This window comes from Pseudosporangium ferrugineum (assembly GCF_003002065.1).
Classification (GTDB): domain Bacteria; phylum Actinomycetota; class Actinomycetes; order Mycobacteriales; family Micromonosporaceae; genus Actinoplanes; species Actinoplanes ferrugineus_A.
On sequence record NZ_PVZG01000020.1, the window covers coordinates 16,541 to 34,799 of the forward strand.

The 18,259-nt window shown below is 72.3% G+C and carries 13 protein-coding genes and 1 tRNA gene; 2 read left to right on the forward strand and 12 right to left on the reverse strand.

What is annotated here, in order from left to right; genetic code table 11:
• Window positions 1–41 precede the first annotated feature (41 nt).
• Window positions 42–434, forward strand: a complete 393-nt coding sequence (locus CLV70_RS42040; RefSeq protein ID WP_211303962.1) for a response regulator — start codon at window positions 42–44, stop codon at window positions 432–434.
• Here the strand turns inward: CLV70_RS42040 and CLV70_RS31435 are convergent.
• The 12 genes from CLV70_RS31435 to CLV70_RS31480 form a co-directional block, all read right to left on the reverse strand.
• Window positions 322–1,557, reverse strand: coding sequence for a TIGR02679 family protein (locus CLV70_RS31435; RefSeq protein WP_106130259.1), 1,236 nt, complete (start codon window positions 1,555–1,557; stop codon window positions 322–324). The two genes, CLV70_RS42040 and CLV70_RS31435, sit on opposite strands and share 113 nt — an antisense overlap.
• Window positions 1,554–5,648, reverse strand: a complete 4,095-nt coding sequence (locus CLV70_RS31440; RefSeq protein ID WP_106130260.1) for a TIGR02680 family protein — start codon at window positions 5,646–5,648, stop codon at window positions 1,554–1,556. Before CLV70_RS31440 ends, CLV70_RS31435 begins: the two co-directional genes overlap by 4 nt.
• Complete coding sequence (locus tag CLV70_RS31445) at window positions 5,645–6,865, reverse strand: TIGR02678 family protein (RefSeq protein WP_106130261.1); 1,221 nt, start codon at window positions 6,863–6,865, stop codon at window positions 5,645–5,647. Before CLV70_RS31445 ends, CLV70_RS31440 begins: the two co-directional genes overlap by 4 nt.
• Window positions 6,858–8,360 (reverse strand): TIGR02677 family protein, encoded by a 1,503-nt coding sequence (locus CLV70_RS31450; protein WP_158277859.1) that lies wholly within the window; start codon window positions 8,358–8,360, stop codon window positions 6,858–6,860. The genes CLV70_RS31445 and CLV70_RS31450 overlap by 8 nt, the downstream gene beginning before the upstream one ends.
• A gap of 14 nt (window positions 8,361–8,374) precedes the next feature.
• Window positions 8,375–9,331, reverse strand: coding sequence for an SEC-C metal-binding domain-containing protein (locus tag CLV70_RS31455; RefSeq protein ID WP_106130263.1), 957 nt, complete (start codon window positions 9,329–9,331; stop codon window positions 8,375–8,377).
• Between the two features lie 154 nt (window positions 9,332–9,485).
• On the reverse strand, window positions 9,486–9,668 hold the full coding sequence (locus CLV70_RS39305) for a hypothetical protein (protein WP_146164222.1): 183 nt from the start codon (window positions 9,666–9,668) through the stop codon (window positions 9,486–9,488).
• A complete protein-coding gene (locus CLV70_RS41860) occupies window positions 9,665–13,003 on the reverse strand; it encodes an ATP-binding protein (protein ID WP_281260512.1) in 3,339 nt (1,112 codons plus the stop codon). Before CLV70_RS41860 ends, CLV70_RS39305 begins: the two co-directional genes overlap by 4 nt.
• 2 nt (window positions 13,004–13,005) lie before the next feature.
• Complete coding sequence (locus CLV70_RS31465) at window positions 13,006–13,668, reverse strand: DUF4194 domain-containing protein (protein WP_106130265.1); 663 nt, start codon at window positions 13,666–13,668, stop codon at window positions 13,006–13,008.
• The gene (locus CLV70_RS31470) at window positions 13,661–15,166 is read right to left on the reverse strand and encodes a DUF3375 domain-containing protein (protein WP_106130266.1); all 1,506 of its coding nucleotides are present in this window, start codon (window positions 15,164–15,166) and stop codon (window positions 13,661–13,663) included. The genes CLV70_RS31465 and CLV70_RS31470 overlap by 8 nt, the downstream gene beginning before the upstream one ends.
• Window positions 15,167–15,685: 519 nt before the next feature.
• Window positions 15,686–15,783, reverse strand: a tRNA-OTHER gene (locus CLV70_RS39900).
• A 25-nt stretch (window positions 15,784–15,808) separates the two neighbouring features.
• Window positions 15,809–16,540 (reverse strand): DUF7873 family protein, encoded by a 732-nt coding sequence (locus CLV70_RS31475; protein ID WP_106130267.1) that lies wholly within the window; start codon window positions 16,538–16,540, stop codon window positions 15,809–15,811.
• A 162-nt stretch (window positions 16,541–16,702) separates the two neighbouring features.
• Window positions 16,703–17,560, reverse strand: coding sequence for a CE1 family esterase (locus CLV70_RS31480; RefSeq protein ID WP_106130268.1), 858 nt, complete (start codon window positions 17,558–17,560; stop codon window positions 16,703–16,705).
• 79 nt (window positions 17,561–17,639) lie between these two features.
• Between CLV70_RS31480 and CLV70_RS31485 the strand changes: the two genes are divergently transcribed.
• Entirely contained in the window at window positions 17,640–18,224 is a 585-nt protein-coding gene (locus CLV70_RS31485; RefSeq protein WP_106130269.1) for a TetR/AcrR family transcriptional regulator, read from the forward strand.
• The last annotated feature ends 35 nt before the right edge of the window (window positions 18,225–18,259 follow it).

Below are 18,259 nucleotides of genomic sequence, written 5' to 3' on the forward strand. Positions count from 1 at the left end.
TCTCGTGATCGGCTCGCTCTTGCGACTATACCCCAGGGGGTATGCAACGACGGCGGTCTTCCGCGCGGGCCGGATTCCGGATGTTCGTCGACCCGGAACCCGACATCGACGTGGTCGGTGAGGCCGCCACCGGCCGGGAGGCGATCGAGGTGGCCCGCACGCAACGGGCTGACGTCGTACTGATGGATCTGCGCATGCCGGAGATGGACGGCCTGGAGGCGACCCGCCGGATCGGGCAGGACGGGAACCTGGGATCGCGCCCAGCCGGTGGTCATCGCCTACCAGGGCGGCCTGGTCTGACCGCGTCCGCGCAACGGCCGGTCACGGCTCGAGCAGGGTTTCGAGGACCGCCTCCTCATGGATGGCGACCCCCGCGTCCGTCATGGCCGCCGCCAGGTCCGGGTCCCAGGGGGCCGGGATCGGCCGGCCGGTGAGGGGCTGGCGCGGGGTTCCGTGGTCGTGGGCCCGGGCGACCGCGCTGCGGTAGTCGTGCGCCGTGAATCGCCAGGGCCGGGCCGGGTAGCGGGCGAAGATGCGGGTGGCGATGGCGATGCCGGGCCAGTCGAAGTCGCCGTGGTAGGCGAGGACGACGTCGGGGGATCGGGTCAGGGCATCGAGGAGGGCCAGGGTGACCGTTGTCGGGTTGCCCATCGTGCAGACCACGGCGCGGTCCCAGGCCGCGTCGGCGACGGCTTCGAGAACGCGGGGATTTTCGCAGACGTAGATGGTCTGCGGGGCGACGTGCAGTGGTGTGAGGCGGCGGATCTCCCGCAGGGTCAGGTGGGTTTCGGCGTGGCGGTCGGCGCGGTGGCACAGCCAGGGGTCCGCGGCGGGGCGCAGGCCGTACGTGAGCACGGTGGTCGCGACTGTGTCGCCGGTGACACCGGCAGCGTCCCAGAGGGCGCGGCGGGCTTCGGCGTTGGCCGGGAAAGGCGCGGTGAGGGCGAGGGCCAGGCCGCGAAGGACGACGCGGGCCAGGGGAGTGTCGTCGTCGAGGCCGTGGGCGGTGCCGGTGACTGTCTGGGCGAGCTCGCCACGGGACCAGGTGCGGGCGTGGACTCCGACGGTCAGCCCGAGCGCGCTCGACGCCTGGTCGACGAGGCGGCGGACGTCCTCGGAGCTGAGGCGCGCCGGGAGTCCTTGCCGCCAGAGCCAGTCGAGCCACGGCGGCGCCCAGGCGCAGTCGCCGAGGCCGGCGGCCACGAGGGCGGCGTCGGCGTGGTCACGCAGGAGGGACCGCCGGGCAGCCGAGGCCGCCGCGTCGGCGCGGCGGTCGGGGACCGGGCCGACGATCTGTTCCACCACGGCGAGCAGTCCGACGCCCGCGGCCGAGTTCCGCAGCCGGCGATCGAGCGTCGCCAAGTCGATGGTCATCTGCGTGCCGACGACGCGGTCGAGCAGTTCGCCCAGCGCTGAGCGTTGCTCCGGGTCGAGCCCGCTGATCGTCAGCCGTCCGGTGGCGGTACGGCCGTTGCGGATCAGGCGGCGGTGGATGGTGGTCCACAGAGGGAGGAGTTGAGGCGATTGCAGATAGGCCAGAGCACCCGCGGGAATCATGCCGGCAGCACCGTCCGGCGGCGGCCGTCCCAGCGGAAGTGCAACGTGGCGACGCCGTTGCGGGCCGGGTCGCGCAGACATTCGTAGATGCCCAGCGACGGCACCTCCGGGAAGCAGCCCCACAGGCGTTCGCTGGTCAGCACGGCGTCGAGGTCGAGGTCGACCAGCAGTCCGAGGAGCCGGCCGTGGGTGGGCTCGTCGACCTTCGCGAACGCGTCGTCGAGCAGGATGAGCCGGGGTGCCTGCGGGTGCGCCTCGCCGACCGAGGTGAAGTGGGCGGCCGCCGCGGCGAAGAGCACCAGGTACGAGACCACTCGCTGCTCGCCTTGCGACATCGCGGTGCGCGCCGACAGCGTACGCTCGCGGTCGGGGTTGGCCTGGTCGGTGACCTTGACGGTGAAGGCGAACCAGGCGCGGTAGTCGAGGGCGGCGCGCAGGTGCACGGCGTACCCGGCGGACGGGTCGGCGCGCCTCGCGTCCTCCACGCGCCGGGCCAGCGCTTCCCGCAGGCGGTCGTTGTTCTCCCTGGTCCGCAGGTTCAACGGGGTGCGCAGGAGGGTGACCGCCGTCCGCAGGTCCGCGTCCACGTCGTCGCGCAGGGTCCAGACCAGGCGTGCGCCCAGACCGTGCGAGGTGCGTACCTCGGCGAGCGTCTTGTTCATCACGGCGACCAGGCTCTCCGCGGATCGGACCTGGCGCGACAGCGCGTCGCCCAGCTCGCCCAGCAGGAAACGCTCGAACGCCTGGCCCTCGCGTTCGGCCACCGCGGATCTCTTGTGGTCCAGCTCGGCGCCGAGGCGGGCGGTCGCCTGCGCCACCGGGTGCTGCCCGAGGTCGTCGGCCAGCTCGATCACCTTCACTCCGTCGCGGTCCTCCCAGAGCAGGTCGAAGCCGCCCGCCAACCGGTTCCGCACGTCGTTGTAGCGCTGGTGCAGGGCGTTCTCACCGACGTCGTGCCGCGGCGGGTCCAGGGCCTCCCGCAACTGCCCGGCGAGCTCGTCGAGCCGGCGGATCCGGTCCCGGGGGGTTCCGGTGATCTCGTCGACGGAGACGGCCGGCGACAGCGTCAGCGCCTCGGCGACGCCGGGCAGCGTGAGGACCCGGGGCAGGTCCGTGCCGGCCCGCAGCGCGAGATCCTCCTGACGGGTCAGCTCGGCGCGGGCGTGGTCGCGCTCGTTCTCCGCGCGTACCCGGCGGTCGCGGGCGTCCTCGTAGTCCCTGCGCGCCGCCGGCACGCCGGCCTCGGCCGCGCGGATCCGGCTCACCGCGTCTTCCTCCCGCCGCAGGATCGCGGCGGGCTCGGCGCCCAGAGACTCTTCGAGTACGGCGTACGCCCGTGCCTCGGCCAGGTGGATGCCGGCCGCGGCCTCCGCTTCGTCGGCTGTGCCGGCCGCCCGACCGACCGCCTCGGCGTGGCGGGCGATCAGGGACGCGTACTGGTCGAGTTCGGCGGCGAACCGACCGGCCGCCCCCGCATGCCGGGGCAGGTCGGCGCCGAGCTGCCGGAGGCGCTGGTCCACGGCGCTCAGCTCGTCGCGGTCGTCCGGCAGCAGACGCGCCTCGGCCGCGGCCCGGACTTCGCCGCGCCGGCGGTCGGCGGTGGTGCGCAGCTCCCGAGCCTGGCGGCGGGCGGCGGCGACCTCGCGTCCGAGCCGGTTCACCGTGGTCTCGGCCTCCTGCCGGCGGCTCCACCCGGCGCGCAGATCCATCCCGTCGGGCAGCTGTCGCAGGACCTCGGCCAGACCGGCCCGCCGCCGATCCTCCTCGGCAAGGCCGGTCTCGAGCCCGTCGATCTCGGCGGAGAGTTCCGTACGGCGCCGCTCCAGCTCGGCGAGCCGACGCCGGCGCAACGCCTCCCGGTTCGCCGCGCCGACGTACTCGGCCGCGGGTTTCGTCCATGCGCCCCGCACGACGTCGAGCTGCCAGCGGCCCGCATCGTCGATCCAGCTCGCGGCGCCGGATCCGGCGCCGAGCCCGATGCCGGCGAGCAGGCGTTCCACCCCGTCGCCCCCGGCGACCGGGATCAGCACTCCGGCGAGCGACGGCCCGCGGACGGCGGGGCCGGGCCTCAGCAGCACTTCGCCGCCGGACGGGTCCAGCACGGTGCCGTCCGTGGCGACCAGGGCGTCGAGCAGCCCGCTCGCCTCCAGGGCCGCCTCCAGTCCCGCCCGGCGCCCGGCATCGAGGTGCCCGGCGAAATCCACCAGCCGGTACAACGGCGTGCCCGCCCGCGGTGTCCGGGCGGTACCGCGGAACCGGGTCGGCGGCGGCTCAGGATCGGTCAGCTCACTCCACCTGCGGTGCTCCGCGTTCGCCTCGTCGTGCTCGCTCCGGGCTCGGGACAGCTCGGTGAGCAGCAGGTCACGCCGGCCCTGTGCCGCTGCCCGCAGCGGCTCGGCGGCCGCCTCGGCCGCCGCGCGGACCTCGGCGGGGACGGTCTCGGCGAGGGGGTCCTCGTCCAGGAGCAGACCCCGGACCCCGGCGAGGCCGGCTTCCGCCAGGTGCGGCGAGGCCAGCCATTCCCGTACGGCGTGAGCGAAGGCTCGACTGTTCTCGAGCAGGCCGGTCGTCACGTCGGACAGCCGGCCCAGCGCCAGGGCGTGCTGGTCGTCGAGCAGGTCACGGTCGGCCTCGGCGCGGGTGGCGGCCCGGTCGGCGGCTCCGGCCTGATCCAGCAGCTGCCGCACCTCCTGTACGGCGTGCCGGCGTCCCCGCACCGCCGCCTCGGCCGCCGCGAGCCGCTCGCCGTACCGCCGGAACTCCTCCGAGGCCAGGTCGTGCAGCAGGATCCGCAGCGCGGGTTCCGCGGGAGCCGGCCCCTCGCGCAGTTCGGGCACCACGGCGAGGTGGCCGACGTCCAGCCCGGCCTCGGCGGCGAGCGCAGTCAGCTGCCGATGCCCGTCGCGGAGCCGGGTCGTCGTTTCCGCCAGCCGCTGCGACTCCGCGGCCAGGCGCTCCGCTGCCCCGGTGGCCGTCTGCCGGTCCGCCGCGGCCGCGCGTGCCGCCGCCCGGGCCGCGGCGTCCAGCGCCTCGACGGCGACGCGGCGCTGGCCGAGCTCCTGGACCGCCCGGTAGCCCGCGCTCTCGCGCAGCGCCGCGAGCTCGGCACGACTCTCGCGTTCCTGGCGCGACCAGCGATCAAGGATCTGCTGCGCCCGGCCTTCGTGTTCGAGAGCGGCATCGACCTCCCGCTCGGCCTGGCCGCCTCGCCGGCGCCACCGCCGCAGCTCGGCGAGTGCCTCGTCCACCGTACGGGTCCGGCGCCGCAGCTCGCCGTGCAGATAGCCCCGGTACGAGGTCATGAGCTCCGCCAGCGCCGCGTGTGTCGCCTCGAGCCGGCCCAGGTCCGCTCGTACGGACTCCAGGTCGTCCAGGTTGTGCGCGACGTTGTCCAGGACGTCGTCGTCGACCGGCGGCAGGGCCTCGCTCAGCTCCAGGGTCAGCTGGCCGGCCTCGATCCGGTCGCCGACCGTCGGACGGCGCAGCCGGTACAGCAGGTGGACCAGATTGCGATAGCGGCCCGCGTCGGTGATGCCGAAGACCTCACGGCCGACCCGGGCCCGGTAGTCGCGCGCGGTGGCGTAGATCGCGCCCTCGCCGAGGGCTTCCCGAAGCCGGTCGACCGGGACGGGCTGGTGGTCCACGACGAGGTCCACGTCGATGCCGACCCGCGACGGGGTGAGAAAGAACGCGAGCCGGGCCTCGGCGGTCGACGACGACCACCGGACGACGGCGCCCAGCGTGAGGAACCGCTCGGCGCCTTCCTCGTCGATTCGCCGCAGCTCCAGCCAGGCGTGGCCCTGCCGGTTGACCCCGGTCGCGCCCTCGCTCATCAACCAGCGGAAGGTGGTCCGGCCGGCGCCCGTCGCGTCGAGCCGCTTCGTGTCACCGTCCAGCAGGAACGGCAGGAGGATCTCCAGCGCCTTGGACTTGCCCGCGCCGTTCTTGCCCCGCAACAGCAGGCGGCCGTCCTCGAAGTCGAAGACCTGCTCGCCGTACTGCCAGATGTTGCTGATGCCGGCGCGGTGCAGCCGGAAACGGTGCGCCCGGGCCGGCGGGGCCTCGGTGGCGACGGCGATGGCCGTGGTCATGAACGAACCTCCTCGCTCGTCGCGTACCGGGCTGCGGCCGCGAGCAGCACCAGGCCGCCGTCCGGTCCGTCGCCGCGGACCCCGCGCGCGGGCACCGGGCGGTCTGCCGTCGTCGTCTCATCCGGCTCCGTGTCGGCGATCGTCGGCACCGACCGGGCGAGCAGCCCCATGCCGGCCAGCAGGGCCACGACCTCCTCGCGGAGTGCGACCGGGTCGTTGACGTACCGCGCCGCCCAGCGCCGGGCGTGGCGTTGCGTCAACTCGCCGACGATCCGGTCCAGGTGGCCGTCCGGGATCGGCACGCCGACGACGAGCGTCCCGGCAGCCGGCCGCAGCTCCTCGACCAGCCGGCCGACGACCAGCAGGGCCGCCTGCGCCACGGTGCCGTTGCCGGGAAAACGTACGTCGGTGAGCTCGTCGTCGGGATCGAACAGGGCCACACCCTCGGCGCGCAACTCCGTCAGCAACCCCAGGTGCTCCAGGTACGCACGCTCGTCGCGGCGTTGCTCGCGACGCAGCCAGGCGCGGTCAGCAGACCCGAGATCGTCCACATAGGTCACCGGATGTTCGATCAGCCGCCGCCGGACGGCGTGCCGTGAGCCACCCGGCCCGGCCTCCGCGGCGGCGCGGACGAACTCGGCCGGCGACCCGGCGCGACCCGGCGGCGTCGCCAGCAGGTGCGCCACGATGTCCCGATCGATCGTGAGCAGCGCCTCGACGTGCTGGTCCTCGGCGTAGTCCGCGACGGTTCCCTGCTCCTCGCGCAGGGCGCCCCAGGCGATCAGCCGGCGCAGGGCGGCGCTGAGGGCCCGTCGCTCGGCCGGGCGCTGCGCCTCGTCCAGCGCGATGCCCGCCTCGGCCGCCGCCGCCCGGATGTCGGCGATGAGGCTGGACAGCAGGATCTGTTCGGCCCCGGTGAGCAGCACGGCGACCGCGAGGCACAGGTACGCGTACATGCGCGGGGTGAAGGGGCCGCTGTCCCGCAGCAGCGGCCGGCCGAGACCGGGACCCAGGCCGGTTTTGAACAGCCGCGCGAAGCCCGCCTCGACGATCAGCCGGTAGCCCAGGAAGTTGCCGAACCAGTTCTTCAACCACTCCGCGTGCCGGCGTACGAGCGGGAAATCGGCGTTCTCGCGCAACAGCAGGGGCGCGGCGAGCAGGGCACGCACCGCGCGGCGACGCTCGGCGGCGAGGGCGATGTCGGGTGCGTCAGTCACCGGGGGTCTCCACGCGACCGATCACGATGCCGAGGTCCTCGATGGTGAAGTCGCCGGTCACGGAACGCAACGTCAGGATCGAGCGAGGCTTGCTGATCAGCTCGCATCGCAACTCCAGGTCGTCCAGGACGGTGACGGCGCCGCCCAGCGCGGGGTCGCCGGCGCCGAGCGCCCGCGCGGTCAGCTCCAGCACGAGCTGGATTGCGGGTGCGGAGAGCCACACCGCGCCCAGGTCGTCCCCGGCCGACAGCAGCTCGGCCGCCGCCGCTGCCCGCCTCTGCTGTTCGGCCGCGGCGGCCTCGACCAGGGCCCGCTGCTGGGCGCTGCGGTCCGGAAGCCCCGCCGCCCGGCCGCGGGCGGCGCGGACCCCCCGTTCGCGCAGCGCCACCGGAACCTCGACCGAAGCCACCGGCCACCAGCTGGTCGTCGCGGGAACGACCGCCTCCGGCTCCGGCGCGATGCCCAGGTGCCGCGCGCCGTGCGAGCCGAACGCCGAGGAGAAGATGTCCGCGGCACTGTCCTCGTCCGCCGCGTCCAGCCAGGCGGCCAGGCGCAGCAACTCCCGTCGTCGCGAGGTGCCCCGGCCTGTCGACCGCACCAGCCGCTTCGCGTTGGCCAGCAGCGATTGCAGGGCGCGCAGGGTGGCATCGCGCAGCTGGGTGACCTCGCTGCGCCGCCCGTCCACATCGGCGAACCAGGCCCGCAGGCCGGCCCAGTCCGCCGCCTCCTGTCCGCGACCGGCCTGGATCACGACTCCGGCTCCGGCCGCCGCGCCGGCCAGCCCGTCGGCGCGCAGGGTGGCGATCAGGGCGGGCAGGTGCGGCCACAACCGGTCCAGATGCCGCTCGATGCGCGGGGCGAGCAGGACGATCTCCTCGGTGATCGACTCGATGTAGTCGAGGAGCAGGTCCTTGAAGCCCGCGTACTCGCCTGTGTCGAGGTCGTACCGGGCCAGCACCTGACCGAGAAAGGCATAGAAGTCGCGGACTGAGTCCCGGAACGCCCAGAACTGGGCGAACACCGTCGCGACCGTTTCCCGCGCGGTGGTGCCGTCGATGCCTCCCGGCGCCGCGACCCGGTCGGCCAGGTTCGCCAGGCCGACGTTGATGAGGCCGAGCAGCTCGCGGCTGATCTCCCGGGCGGTGTCGGCACTCGACAGCACCTCGTCGGCCTGGCGCTGGACACGCTCACCCAGCGGTGACAGCTGATAGCGTGACCGGGCCCGCTGGTACTCCTCGATGCTCTTCACCCGCACGGTGTGCGAGCTCGGCAACAGGTTGCCCCAGCCCTTCAACTTCTCCAGGCGGTTCACGGCCGTGTCGAGGGACAGGTTGACGCCCCGCCCGGCCAACCCTTCGACGACCTGCTGCGCGGACAGATCCGCCATCAGCGAGGCCGTGAACAGGCGCATGATCGCCAGGTAGTCGGCGTGCTCCGGAGCGGTCAGATAGGCGAAGGCCGACAGCCGGGCCAGATCCTCCTCCGGCTCCTCCACGGCCAAAGAATATGTCACCTGGGAGACGACGGCGATTTCCCGTTCATCCAGGGCCGGCCGCAGCACTTCTTGTACTTGCGTCCGGAGCCGCACCAGCAGGCGGCGTTCCGTTCCGGCGGCCAGTCGATGGTCACCCGGTCGGGTGCGGTTTCGCAGTAGCGCCGTTTGATGGCCGGGTCCGTCGGCGACCCGCCATGGAGCCGGGCGAATGCGATGAGGTCGTCGACGTCGGCGGCGACGACAGTGATCGACGGGACCCCGCCGTCGCGCACCTCCCGCCACCGGTGTTCGGCCGCGGCGTAGTACTCGTCGTCCGGTTGGTCGTAGACGCCGGGCCACTGCTGCTGGGCCAGCCGGCGTTGGTCGCGCCGGAACGTGAGCATGCGGGTCTGCCGGGGGATGAAGCCGGAGTCCATCAGGTCGAGAACGTCCTCGGCCGTCGTCGGCTTCTCCGGATCCGTCAGCTCAGGGACCAGGGTGTCGAGCAGGTCGGGAGAGCGGCCGAGCCGTTGGCGTACCTGCTGCCGGTTGCGCAGCATGATGGTGGTGCCGATGGTGGGCCACTTGTCGCCGCGGCGGAGGGCGTCGAGTTGTTCGTCGGTGAGGCGGGCCGCGGCGCGGTCGTACCAGCGGGCTGCCTGGTCGAGGTCGCCGTGCGCGGCGAGGAGTTCGGCGGCGAGTTCGCATTGCCGTTCGCCCAGGGCATGGTCTTTCGCCGCGGTGTTCAGCTCGGCGTACGCCATCATCGTGTCGCCGGCTTGCAGGTGCAGGTCGGCGAGTTGAATGCGGGCATCACACCCGTATTCACCCCCGCCTTCGACGAGTTCGTCGAGGATGGCCCGGGCACGGTCCGAGCGTCCGGCCCGCTGCCAAGCGTCGGCGGCCTCCAGGAGGATCTCCGGACGCTCATCCGGGTACCTGTCGGCGTCGGTTTCGAGCTCTGCTGCCAGCTTCGTGTCGGCGTTCGCCATGGCGCGGATCGTACTGGCCGGCGGGTGCCGGCCATGCCGGTGGTCGCTCGAGCGGGTGAGGCAGCCGACGCACGGTGGCAGTCCTCTTCCACGTCGGCGGCGCCGGGGTCTTCGGCTCAGCGGAACTCTCTCGCCACGACCCGGACGAGCTGGGTTACGGCGTGGGTGAGGGGGGTTTGGCCGGTGCCCCGTCCGGTGCGGCCGCGGCGAGGGTGGCGCGGAAGTGGTCGAGGATGCGTAGCCGTCCGCGTCGATGTCGCACCGCCCCCGCCCATCGCTGTCCCAGCTTGCCGCGGACAGCGGCGACGGCGTCCTGCGGGGTGATGAGGGTGCTCATGCGTCCGGGAGTCCGACCAGGAGCTTCGCCCAGGAGCGGCCCTGGGTGTTCTTGAGGATCACGTACTCCGCGTCCACGTGCGGTTCGATCGCGCTGTGCTTGTCGTTCGGGGCTCCGATGATCAGCTGGAAGCCCAGTCCCCGCCAGGCTCCGATGGCGCGGCCGGTGAAATGGGCGTCTGCCTTGATCAGCGCCTCGTCGAGGAAGACCGGGGCGTAGCGGGGGCGGGCGGCGCCCGCGTCGCCCAGTTGGTATCGCAGGGCGGCGCCGACGATGAAGGCGACGAGTTCCTGGGACTCGCCGCCCGACTTCTCGCCGATGTGGTCGTAGACGGCGACGTGCTTGCCGTCGAGGTCGATCTTCTCGGCGCTGATCCGGACGTGGTTGCGTATGTCGACGAGGTCGGCGAAGTCGGGGGCGGTGCGGCGGATACGGTCGATGACCTTGACCATCCGGTGGTAGGCGCGTTCCCGGTCGTCCTCCGTCACCGCCTTGTCGATGAGGGCGCGCACGTCGCGCAGTTCCTTGCGGAAGCGGGCGCGGGCCGTGGAGTGGCTCTCCTGGGGGTCGATGCGCAGCCGGTGTCCGTCGTCGGCGAACGGCAGGCCGGCGAGGATGCGGTTGACCGGGTCGATCCGGTCGCGGATCTCCCGTACGGCGGCGGCCAGCTCGCTGTCCAGGCCGGTCAGGTCGTTGCCGGACAGGTTGAGCAGGCTGTCGCGCCACTCGGTCTCCAGCTCGTGCAGGCCGCTGGTCTCCAGGTCGGTGAGCAGGCGGTCGAAGTCGCGGTAGGAGGCGTCCGGGTCGATGCCGAGGTTGGGGTTCGGCCAGCGTTCGAGGAAGGTCGAGAAGGTGTCGTGCAGCGCCTTCCTCGACCGGCCGATCGACTCCGCCGCGGAGCGCCGGTCGGCGTCGACCCGCTCGGCGGCGCGTTTCACACCCGCGTCGAACTGGGCGAGCACCTCCGCCGGGCCGGCGCCCTCCGCGTCCCTGTCGAAGAGGGTCTCCAGGTAGTCCCGGTGCTCGGGGCTGAGGTCGATCCCTGAGTCCTCGGCCCTGTCGAGCGCCAGCTGGGCGCTGTCCACCTCGTCGACGATCGACGCCCAGGATTCACCGACCTTGGTCACCATGTCCTTCTGCCGCCCGACGCGTTCGGTCAGGTCCCTGACCTGGCGCTTGAGGGCGTCCAGGTCGCGCTGCAGCCGATCGATCTCCGGGTTGCCGGCCCGGATCTCCGCCAGGACGCGGTTCCAGCGGTCCTGCTCCGCAAGGACCGCGTCGACATCCACCTGCTTCCACGACAGCTCGGTCAGGATCTGGTACGCCGTACGCCGGGCCTCAGTCGCGTTGAGGTTCGCCTCCGCCCTCTCGACCCCCGCGGTGGCGGCGTCGAGGCGCTCACGCGTCCGGCCGATCCGGGTCTCGAGGCCGGCGAGCGTCCTGCTGTTCGAGAAGCCGAGGACGTTGGCCCGGCCGTGGCCGCCGTGCGCGCCCCGGCCGCCCTCCGAGGTCTGTCCGGTGATCGTGAGTGCCTTGGAATACTGCGGGAGCAGCCTCGGGGTGTCGACACAGACGAAGGCGAACCGGCGGGCGAGTTCGCCCTTGAGCCAGGCGGTGAACGGCGACGGCCGGTAGTCGAGCCGGCCGGGCAGGGTCTTGCCGTCGAGCCCGGCCTCGTCGCGCTGCCCGGTGCGGACGCCCTCGAACTGGATGCGCCGCGCGGTCGGCACCGCGTTGATCGCCTCCCGGAACGCGTTCAACCGGCCGATGTCGATCAGGATCCGGGTGGCGAATCCGCCGAGCGCCAGGTTGAACGCCTCGCGCCACGGCTCGAACTCCGTCCGTACCTCGATCAGCTCGCCGACGAACGGCAGGTCATCGGGGCTGAGGCCGGCGGCGTCGGCCAGCGCCGCGCGAGCGGCGTGCAGGTCGGCCGGGATGTTCCCCCGGCGGGCCCTGGCCGCGTCGCGCTCGGCGCGCAGGCCCGCCAGCTCGCGCTCGGCGTCCTTCTTCTCCGCCATCGCCGCGGCGTACGCCTGCTGAGCGGTCCGCCGGGCGTCGACGTCGGCCACCGAGCGGTGCGCCGTCTCGACCAGCGCGGCGAAGTCGTCACCGGTCGAGACCGAGGCCCCGATCGTGTCCAGCACCCTGTCCAGCCGCTCCCGGGCCTGCCCGACCTCGCCCAGCCGCCGTTCCACGCCGCGGAGCTCCCGCTGGGCGGTCTCCAGGCGGTCGCCACCGGAGGCGCGGATCGTGTCGGCGATCCCGTCGTGCCGCGCCTCGGCCGCCTCGGCCAGGGCGCGGGTCTCCGCGAGCTCGGCCTGGGCCCGGCGGTGCCGCTGATCCAGGTCCTGCTCCGCCGAGCGCAACAGGTCGAGCCGGCGTTGATGACGCCACAGCGCGGCGGGCGAGGCCGCATCGGCGAACGAGCCGATCTCGTCGATCGACCGCAACCGGTCCACCGCGTCGTCGATGGTGCGCCGGTGCTCGCGGATCGGGGTCAGCGCCTTCACCTGCCGGCGGGCGGTGATCATCCGGGCGCGGGTGCCGGACAACTCGTCGAACTGCTGCACCACCGCGTCCGCGGTGGCGAGCGTGGCCGGCTCCTCCAGGACCATCGTCTTGTACAGGGCGTCGACCGTGGTGATCTGCTGGCCGGCCTGGATCCGCCCGAGCAACGCGATCGCCTTGTGACCGTCGCCGGCGGCGCCGATGCCGAGCGTGGTGTGCAGGCGCGCGGTGAATTCCCGGTCGGTGTCGCTCCAGGTCAGGCCGGTTGCCACGACGTCGGCGCGGGCGAACTTGCGGCTCGCGGGGCCTTCCAGCGTCCGCAGCTGATATGCCTGGTCACAGGTGGCGCGGACCGCCACGACGTCGTCCAGGTTGCGGGCCGACGACGGCACGTACCAGGCCCGCAGCGCGGTGAACTCGGCGCCGGTGTGGTCGACCCAGGTCATCGCGATGGCCGACCACGTGTCGCGGCCGTCGCCGCGCAGCACCCGCAGCTTCGTCTCGCCGCCGGCGCGGGACTCGTCGAGCTTGCCACGCGCGTACGAGAGGACGTTGCGCTGGTCCTTGCCCCGGGGCCGGCCGACCACGCCGCCGTTGGACGCCCCGTTGAAGGGGGTGGTGTGCGGCATCAGCAACGCGATGTACGAGTCCATCAGCGTCGACTTGCCCGATCCGGAGCCTCCGCTCAGCAGCGTCGCACCCGGCGCGAGCCGCAGGTGGTGGTAGCCGTCGTAGCCGCCCCAGTTGACCAGTTGCAGGTCCCGCGCGACCCACTGCTGACCCCGCGATGCCGCCGGGACCAGCCCGAACAGCGTGTCGATCATGCTCACGCGGTGGCCTCGTTCCGTTCGCGCAGCCACCGGTCCAGCTCGGCGAGCTTCTCCGTGCTCAGCACGACCTCCACCATCGGGGTGATCCTGTACCGGCCCGCGGACTCCTCGGTGAGCAGCCCCTCGGTGACCAGCCGCTGCACCGCGTTGCGTACCTCCTGCTGGCGCCTGGCCAGGTTGTGGTCGTGCGGGTCGAAGTACGTCAGCACGGTCTGCTCCAGCTCCTCGATGTCGACCCGCGCGGACGTCTCGCCCGTGCCGTGTTCCCGCTGGAAGACCGTGCGGAGGTGGACCAGGACCAGGGTCTCGGCCCGGTTGTACGGGTCGTCCTTGAGCAGGATCGGCACGTCCAGCTCCACGGAACGGACCTGCTGCTTGTACGCGACGCCGCGGTCGTGGTCGACCACCAGACGGACGAACAGGTCGTGCATCCGCGATTCGATGATCTGCTGGTTCTCCAGCAACGTGCGCCAGTACGCCGGGTTCTTCTCGGCGAGCAGGAACTTGCGCCGTAACAACTGGACCAGCACCCGGCGTACGTCCGCCTCCAGCGTGCCCGCGTCGCCGGCGAACAGCTCGGCCGGATCCTCCTCCATCGGGACCGGGTCGATGAACCCGGCCGCCGGCCAGTCGTCGCCGGTCCCGTCCGGCTCAGTCATCGTCACCGCTCCCGTCCACGCGCGCCGGATTCGCCGTCACCACACCGCCCAGAGCGAACCGTCTCCGGGTCCGGTCCGGTCGCACCGCCTCGACCACCGCGACCTCGGTCGTCTCGGTCATCCCGGCGCCGTGGGCGACCTCCAGCAGGCCGAGCAGGTCGACCGGTCGCCGGATCTCCTCGTCCGCCGCACGGAACGCGGCCACCACGTCGACGGCCACCGCCCCGTCGGCGAACGCCTCCAGGTGTGCGCGCAACTCGGCGTACCGGGGTCCGCCCCACGCCCGGGTGTCCGCGGCGGGCAGGTCGTCGGACCCGTCCCAGTCCCGCAGCGGCGCCGGCGGCTGCGGTGGCCGCGGGTCGCTCGTCCGCTGGCGCAGGTGTCCGACGTCGGCGACCGGCAGGCGGCGCAGCGGCTCGACGGCCTCGCCGCGGCGGGAGCCGGGAACCCACCGGTGCAGGCCCGACATCACGTCCCTCAGCAGCTCGTCCACCTGGCGGTCCCGCATCGGGTCGTGGTTGCGGACCTGGGTGGTGATGACGTGCGACGCCTGCCGCTGGGCGGCCAGCACCTCCTTGACCCCCTGTTCGATCCGCCGGGAGATCTCGGTCAGCTCGCGCCGCTGCTGCTGCGGCAGCAGCTCGGTGAACCGATGCCGCAGCACCGTACGCAGCCGGTCCCACAGGCCGTCGATCTGCGCCGGGTCGCCGATCAGGCGCAGCGCCCCGGCGAAGGCGCGGCCCTCCGGCGTCGCGTCCAGGATCCGCCGGCCGCGGGCGAGGTATTCGCGCAGCACCTCACCGGTGGGCCGCACGTCGTGCCGCAACTCCGCGACGACGTCCCGCTGGATGGCCTTGATCGACTCGGCCACGCGGGCGAAGTCGGCGGGCAGCTCCCGCGCCAGGTGCAGCACGTTCTCGGCCGCCTCGAGCAGTTGCTCGTCGTCGACCGTCTCGACGGCGCCACCCTTCTCGAGCCGGGTCAGCTCCCTCTGCCGCTGCTGGATCTCCTCGTGCAGGCGCACCATCCGGGACATCAGGTCCGGATCGGCGTCCTGCGCCAGCCGCTCGATCGCCTCCAGCAACGTCCTGACCCGCGACTCCGACACCCGCGTACGCGTTCCGCCGACCCGCCCGGCGACCTCGAGCGCCCCGACGCCGTACGCCGAGAGCCGGTAGACCTCGGCGTCGTCGTCGGCGGAAACCTGCCGCACCAGCCATCCCGCCTGCACCCACTGCCGGCAGAGATCACGCGCGGTGCCCGCGGGCAGCGGCTGGTTGTCCTCGTCGCCGTAGCCGGCGGCCCGCAACTGGTCGAGGGCGTCGTTGATCTCCGCGTGCGCGTCCGCCACCGCGACCGCCGGGCGCTCGGCGGTGAAGACCATCGCCAGCACCGTCACCACGAACGGCGCGTGCGTCTGGTGCAGCAGCGCGAGCATCGGATTCTGGAACGCCCGGAGCGCTCCCTGGTAAGCGCCTTCGACACCTCGGGTAGCCATCAGGGCCAAAGCCTACGATGCTGCTCCGAGCCGGAGGCCCGGCGGTAGCCCGGCCCGGACCGGGGGCCCGAGATCGCCGGGACCTCCCGAAACGTGAGCGTGCCTCAGCGGGTGCGCGGGCTCTCCGCCGTACGGATGCGTCGTCTGACGGGTTTTGCGAGGTACATCGCGGTGTCGGCGCGCTCCATGACGTCCTCGGGGGTCTGGCCCGCTCGGCAGTTCCGGTTCATGGGGCGCGGGCGCGCATGGTGAAGCCCGGGGACATGGCCAGTCCCCGGGCCTCCGCTTACCACTGAATTGCACACACCAGCACGTTTAAGAGTGTGGATCATTCGTGAGGACATCGGGTTTTGCCTTTAAACTACCGCCGCTCGAAGCGCGGCGGACCGGACTTGAACCGGCATCCGCTGTCATCGTCCGTACCCGGTCGACCTGGTGTTCAGTGGTGAATGCTGACGTTGGAGCGAAGAATCTGAGTTTCATACCGGCTGCCTCTGCCAGTTGGGCTACCCCCGCGTGTGGTGCGGGGGGCGGGGCTCGAACCCGCACTGGGACCGGTGGATTCAGCTTCAGCTTCAGCTGTCAGCTTTGCGCCGGGTTTCCCGGCGCACCCCCGCGCTCCCACGGGGGAATCGGTGACGGCTACCCGAAGAGGTAGCCGAAGACGGCCGCACCGACCCGCTGGTCGGCGGCCTCGGTGTTGTTGGCCTCCTCGCGGGCGAACTTGACCGCGGTCTGCAGGGCCTGCACCCGGTCGAGGATCTCGTTGACCCGCTTGGCCGGCAGCGCGCCGGAGAACTTGACGGTCGTCCAGTAGCCGACGGTGACGTCCTCGTAGTAGACCTCGACCTGGGCCGGGTGCTTCTCGGTGGCCTCGGCCTTCACGTGGTTGCGCGGCACCTTCTTGGTGCGGTTGGTCCGCACCGCCTCGGTGCGCCAGCTGTCCGTCGAGTCGTCCCGCTGCCACGACTCGGCCGCGTCCAGCACCGGGAGCTTCTTGACGAACGTGTGCAGGTCGGCGAGCTGCTTCTCGAGGAACAGCAGGTACGTCACCGGGACCTGGGCGGCGATCGTGCGGCCGTCGACCACGACGTCGGCCCGCGCCGTACAGTTCGTCCAGTCCTTCGTCGCGGTGATGTCGAAGAGCCGGGTCAGCGTCCCGGACACCTCGCGCAGGATCTCCTCGGCCTTGATCTGCACCCGCGTCGACTCGGGGGGCAGCTGCTCGCCCTCCTCGTCCTTCGGCTGGTACGTCCGGGAGATGCCGGCCAGCGGACCGGTCTTCTGCACGGCGTGGTGGGCGTCGCTCAGCTCGGCGAACGCCTTGCTCTTGACGCCCTTCTCGACGGCGATGATCTGGTTGAGCTTCGGCACGATGTCCCCTTTCAGCCGAAGGAAGGTAGCACCCGGGACGCCGCCGGGCCGACCGGTTTCCGCGCAGGACCCGAGCCGTCGACGTGCTGGGCGACACGACCGTGCCCGGCGAGGTGCTTGCCGCTCTGCGCCGGCAGGAACCGGCCGCCAGGCCGGAGCGGCCTACGCCTGACTCCTTTCGTCAAGGGCGGCCACCAGGCGGGCGACGTTGATGTCGTGGTTGGTCCTGCCGACCACGCGCGGGGCGTTCACCGGGCCCGGGACCGTGTGGCCGCCGCCGTGCACGGTGTAGAGGGTGACCGGCGGGTGTCCGGGTTGCCGGTATTCGGTGCGCTCGACCGAGGTGGCCCGGTCCGAGGCGGGCAGTCTCACGCTGACCGGCGGCGCGGTGATGCCGTTGCGGTGGGCGAAGTAGGCCGCGGTCTCGGGAGCTGTCAAGGTGCGTCCGCCGACCTTGAAGAGCTTGCGGGCCCACCACGTCATCTCGGTCCGGGAGTATCCGACGATGGGATCCTCGGTGCCGTGGACCAGGACGATCGGTAGGCGTGCGGGCGGCGCGCCGGCCAGCAGGAAGCTCTCCGGCGCGGGCATCGTCGCGGCGATCACGGCCGCGCCGGCGATGAGGTCGGGGGCCTCGTGGGCGAGGCGCATCACGAACTGGCCGCCGTTCGAGTAACCCGCGGCGTATACCCGGGTCGGGTCGATGTCGTGGGTGCGGGTGAGCTTGTCGATCAGTGCCCGGGTGAATCCGACGTCGTCGGCGTTCTCCATGCGGGCGGGGAAGGCGCTCTCTCGCCGGGCGTCGTTCCAGTTGCCCTTGTGGCCGTCCGGGTAGACCACGACCGTGTCGCCGCCGTCGGCCAGCGCGTCGTATGCCCCTCCGGTGAACTTGCGGTGCTTGGCGCCGGTCTGTTTCGAGCCGTGAAAGACAAGTACCAGGCTGCGCGCCGGCCGGCCGGTCACCTCACCGACGACCTCGTACGTCCGCGTCGTGCCGTTCACCGTGATGCTCTCGGTCATGGCTGCCTCTCCTTGAAACGGATGAACCATCCGTTTCAAGGTAGCAGAAGTGGATAACCCATCCGCTACGCTTGTGGGCATGACCACCGCTCCGCTGCGCAAGGACGCCGCCCGTAACTGGCAGCGCATCGTGGAGGTGGGCCGCCGCCTGATCGACCAACAGGTACCGATCCAGCTGAACGAGGTGGCCAGGGCCGCCTCGCTGGGCGTCGCCACGGTCTACCGGCATTTCCCGACCCCGGAGGCCCTGATCGAGACCGTGGCCGCGCCCGGCCTGTCCGAGTTGGTGCGGCATGCCGAGCAGGCCGTGGCAAGCGACGAGGCGTGGCCGGCCTTGCGCGACTTCCTGTACGCGGCCGTCGACGCCCAGATAACCGACGCGTCCATCGCGTCGGTGCTCGCGTCGCCGCAACCCGCGCTGCCGCTGACGGGCGAACTCCTGGGGCGCCTGAACGACCTGTCCGCGGACCTGCTGGACAGGGCGAGAGCCGCCGGCGCGGTCGATCCATCCATCACCCCGGGTGATGTGGCCTCGCTGTTGTGCGGTGTCACCTTCGCCGCCAGGGTCCACTCGCCCGAAGGTGTCCGTTCCCGGACCGAGACCGCCCGCCGCTACCTGGACGTCTTGTTCGGGGGGCTGCACACCCGCCCGCCGGCGAATTAATCGACGCGAATCAATCTGTGGCTAGGGTGGGGGCA

Bases quoted from the DNA above. Each gene is read 5' to 3' on its own strand.
- CLV70_RS42040 (WP_211303962.1), top strand. From the start codon at position 42: ATGCAACGACGGCGGTCTTCCGCGCGGGCCGGATTCCGGATGTTCGTC.
- CLV70_RS31480 (WP_106130268.1), bottom strand. From the start codon at position 17,560: ATGACCGAGAGCATCACGGTGAACGGCACGACGCGGACGTACGAGGTC.
- CLV70_RS31485 (WP_106130269.1), top strand. From the start codon at position 17,640: ATGACCACCGCTCCGCTGCGCAAGGACGCCGCCCGTAACTGGCAGCGC.
- CLV70_RS31470 (WP_106130266.1), bottom strand. From the start codon at position 15,166: ATGGCTACCCGAGGTGTCGAAGGCGCTTACCAGGGAGCGCTCCGGGCG.
- CLV70_RS41860 (WP_281260512.1), bottom strand. From the start codon at position 13,003: ATGATCGACACGCTGTTCGGGCTGGTCCCGGCGGCATCGCGGGGTCAG.
- CLV70_RS31435 (WP_106130259.1), bottom strand. From the start codon at position 1,557: ATGATTCCCGCGGGTGCTCTGGCCTATCTGCAATCGCCTCAACTCCTC.
- CLV70_RS31455 (WP_106130263.1), bottom strand. From the start codon at position 9,331: ATGGCGAACGCCGACACGAAGCTGGCAGCAGAGCTCGAAACCGACGCC.
- CLV70_RS31465 (WP_106130265.1), bottom strand. From the start codon at position 13,668: ATGACTGAGCCGGACGGGACCGGCGACGACTGGCCGGCGGCCGGGTTC.
- CLV70_RS39305 (WP_146164222.1), bottom strand. From the start codon at position 9,668: ATGAGCACCCTCATCACCCCGCAGGACGCCGTCGCCGCTGTCCGCGGC.
- CLV70_RS31440 (WP_106130260.1), bottom strand. From the start codon at position 5,648: ATGACCACGGCCATCGCCGTCGCCACCGAGGCCCCGCCGGCCCGGGCG.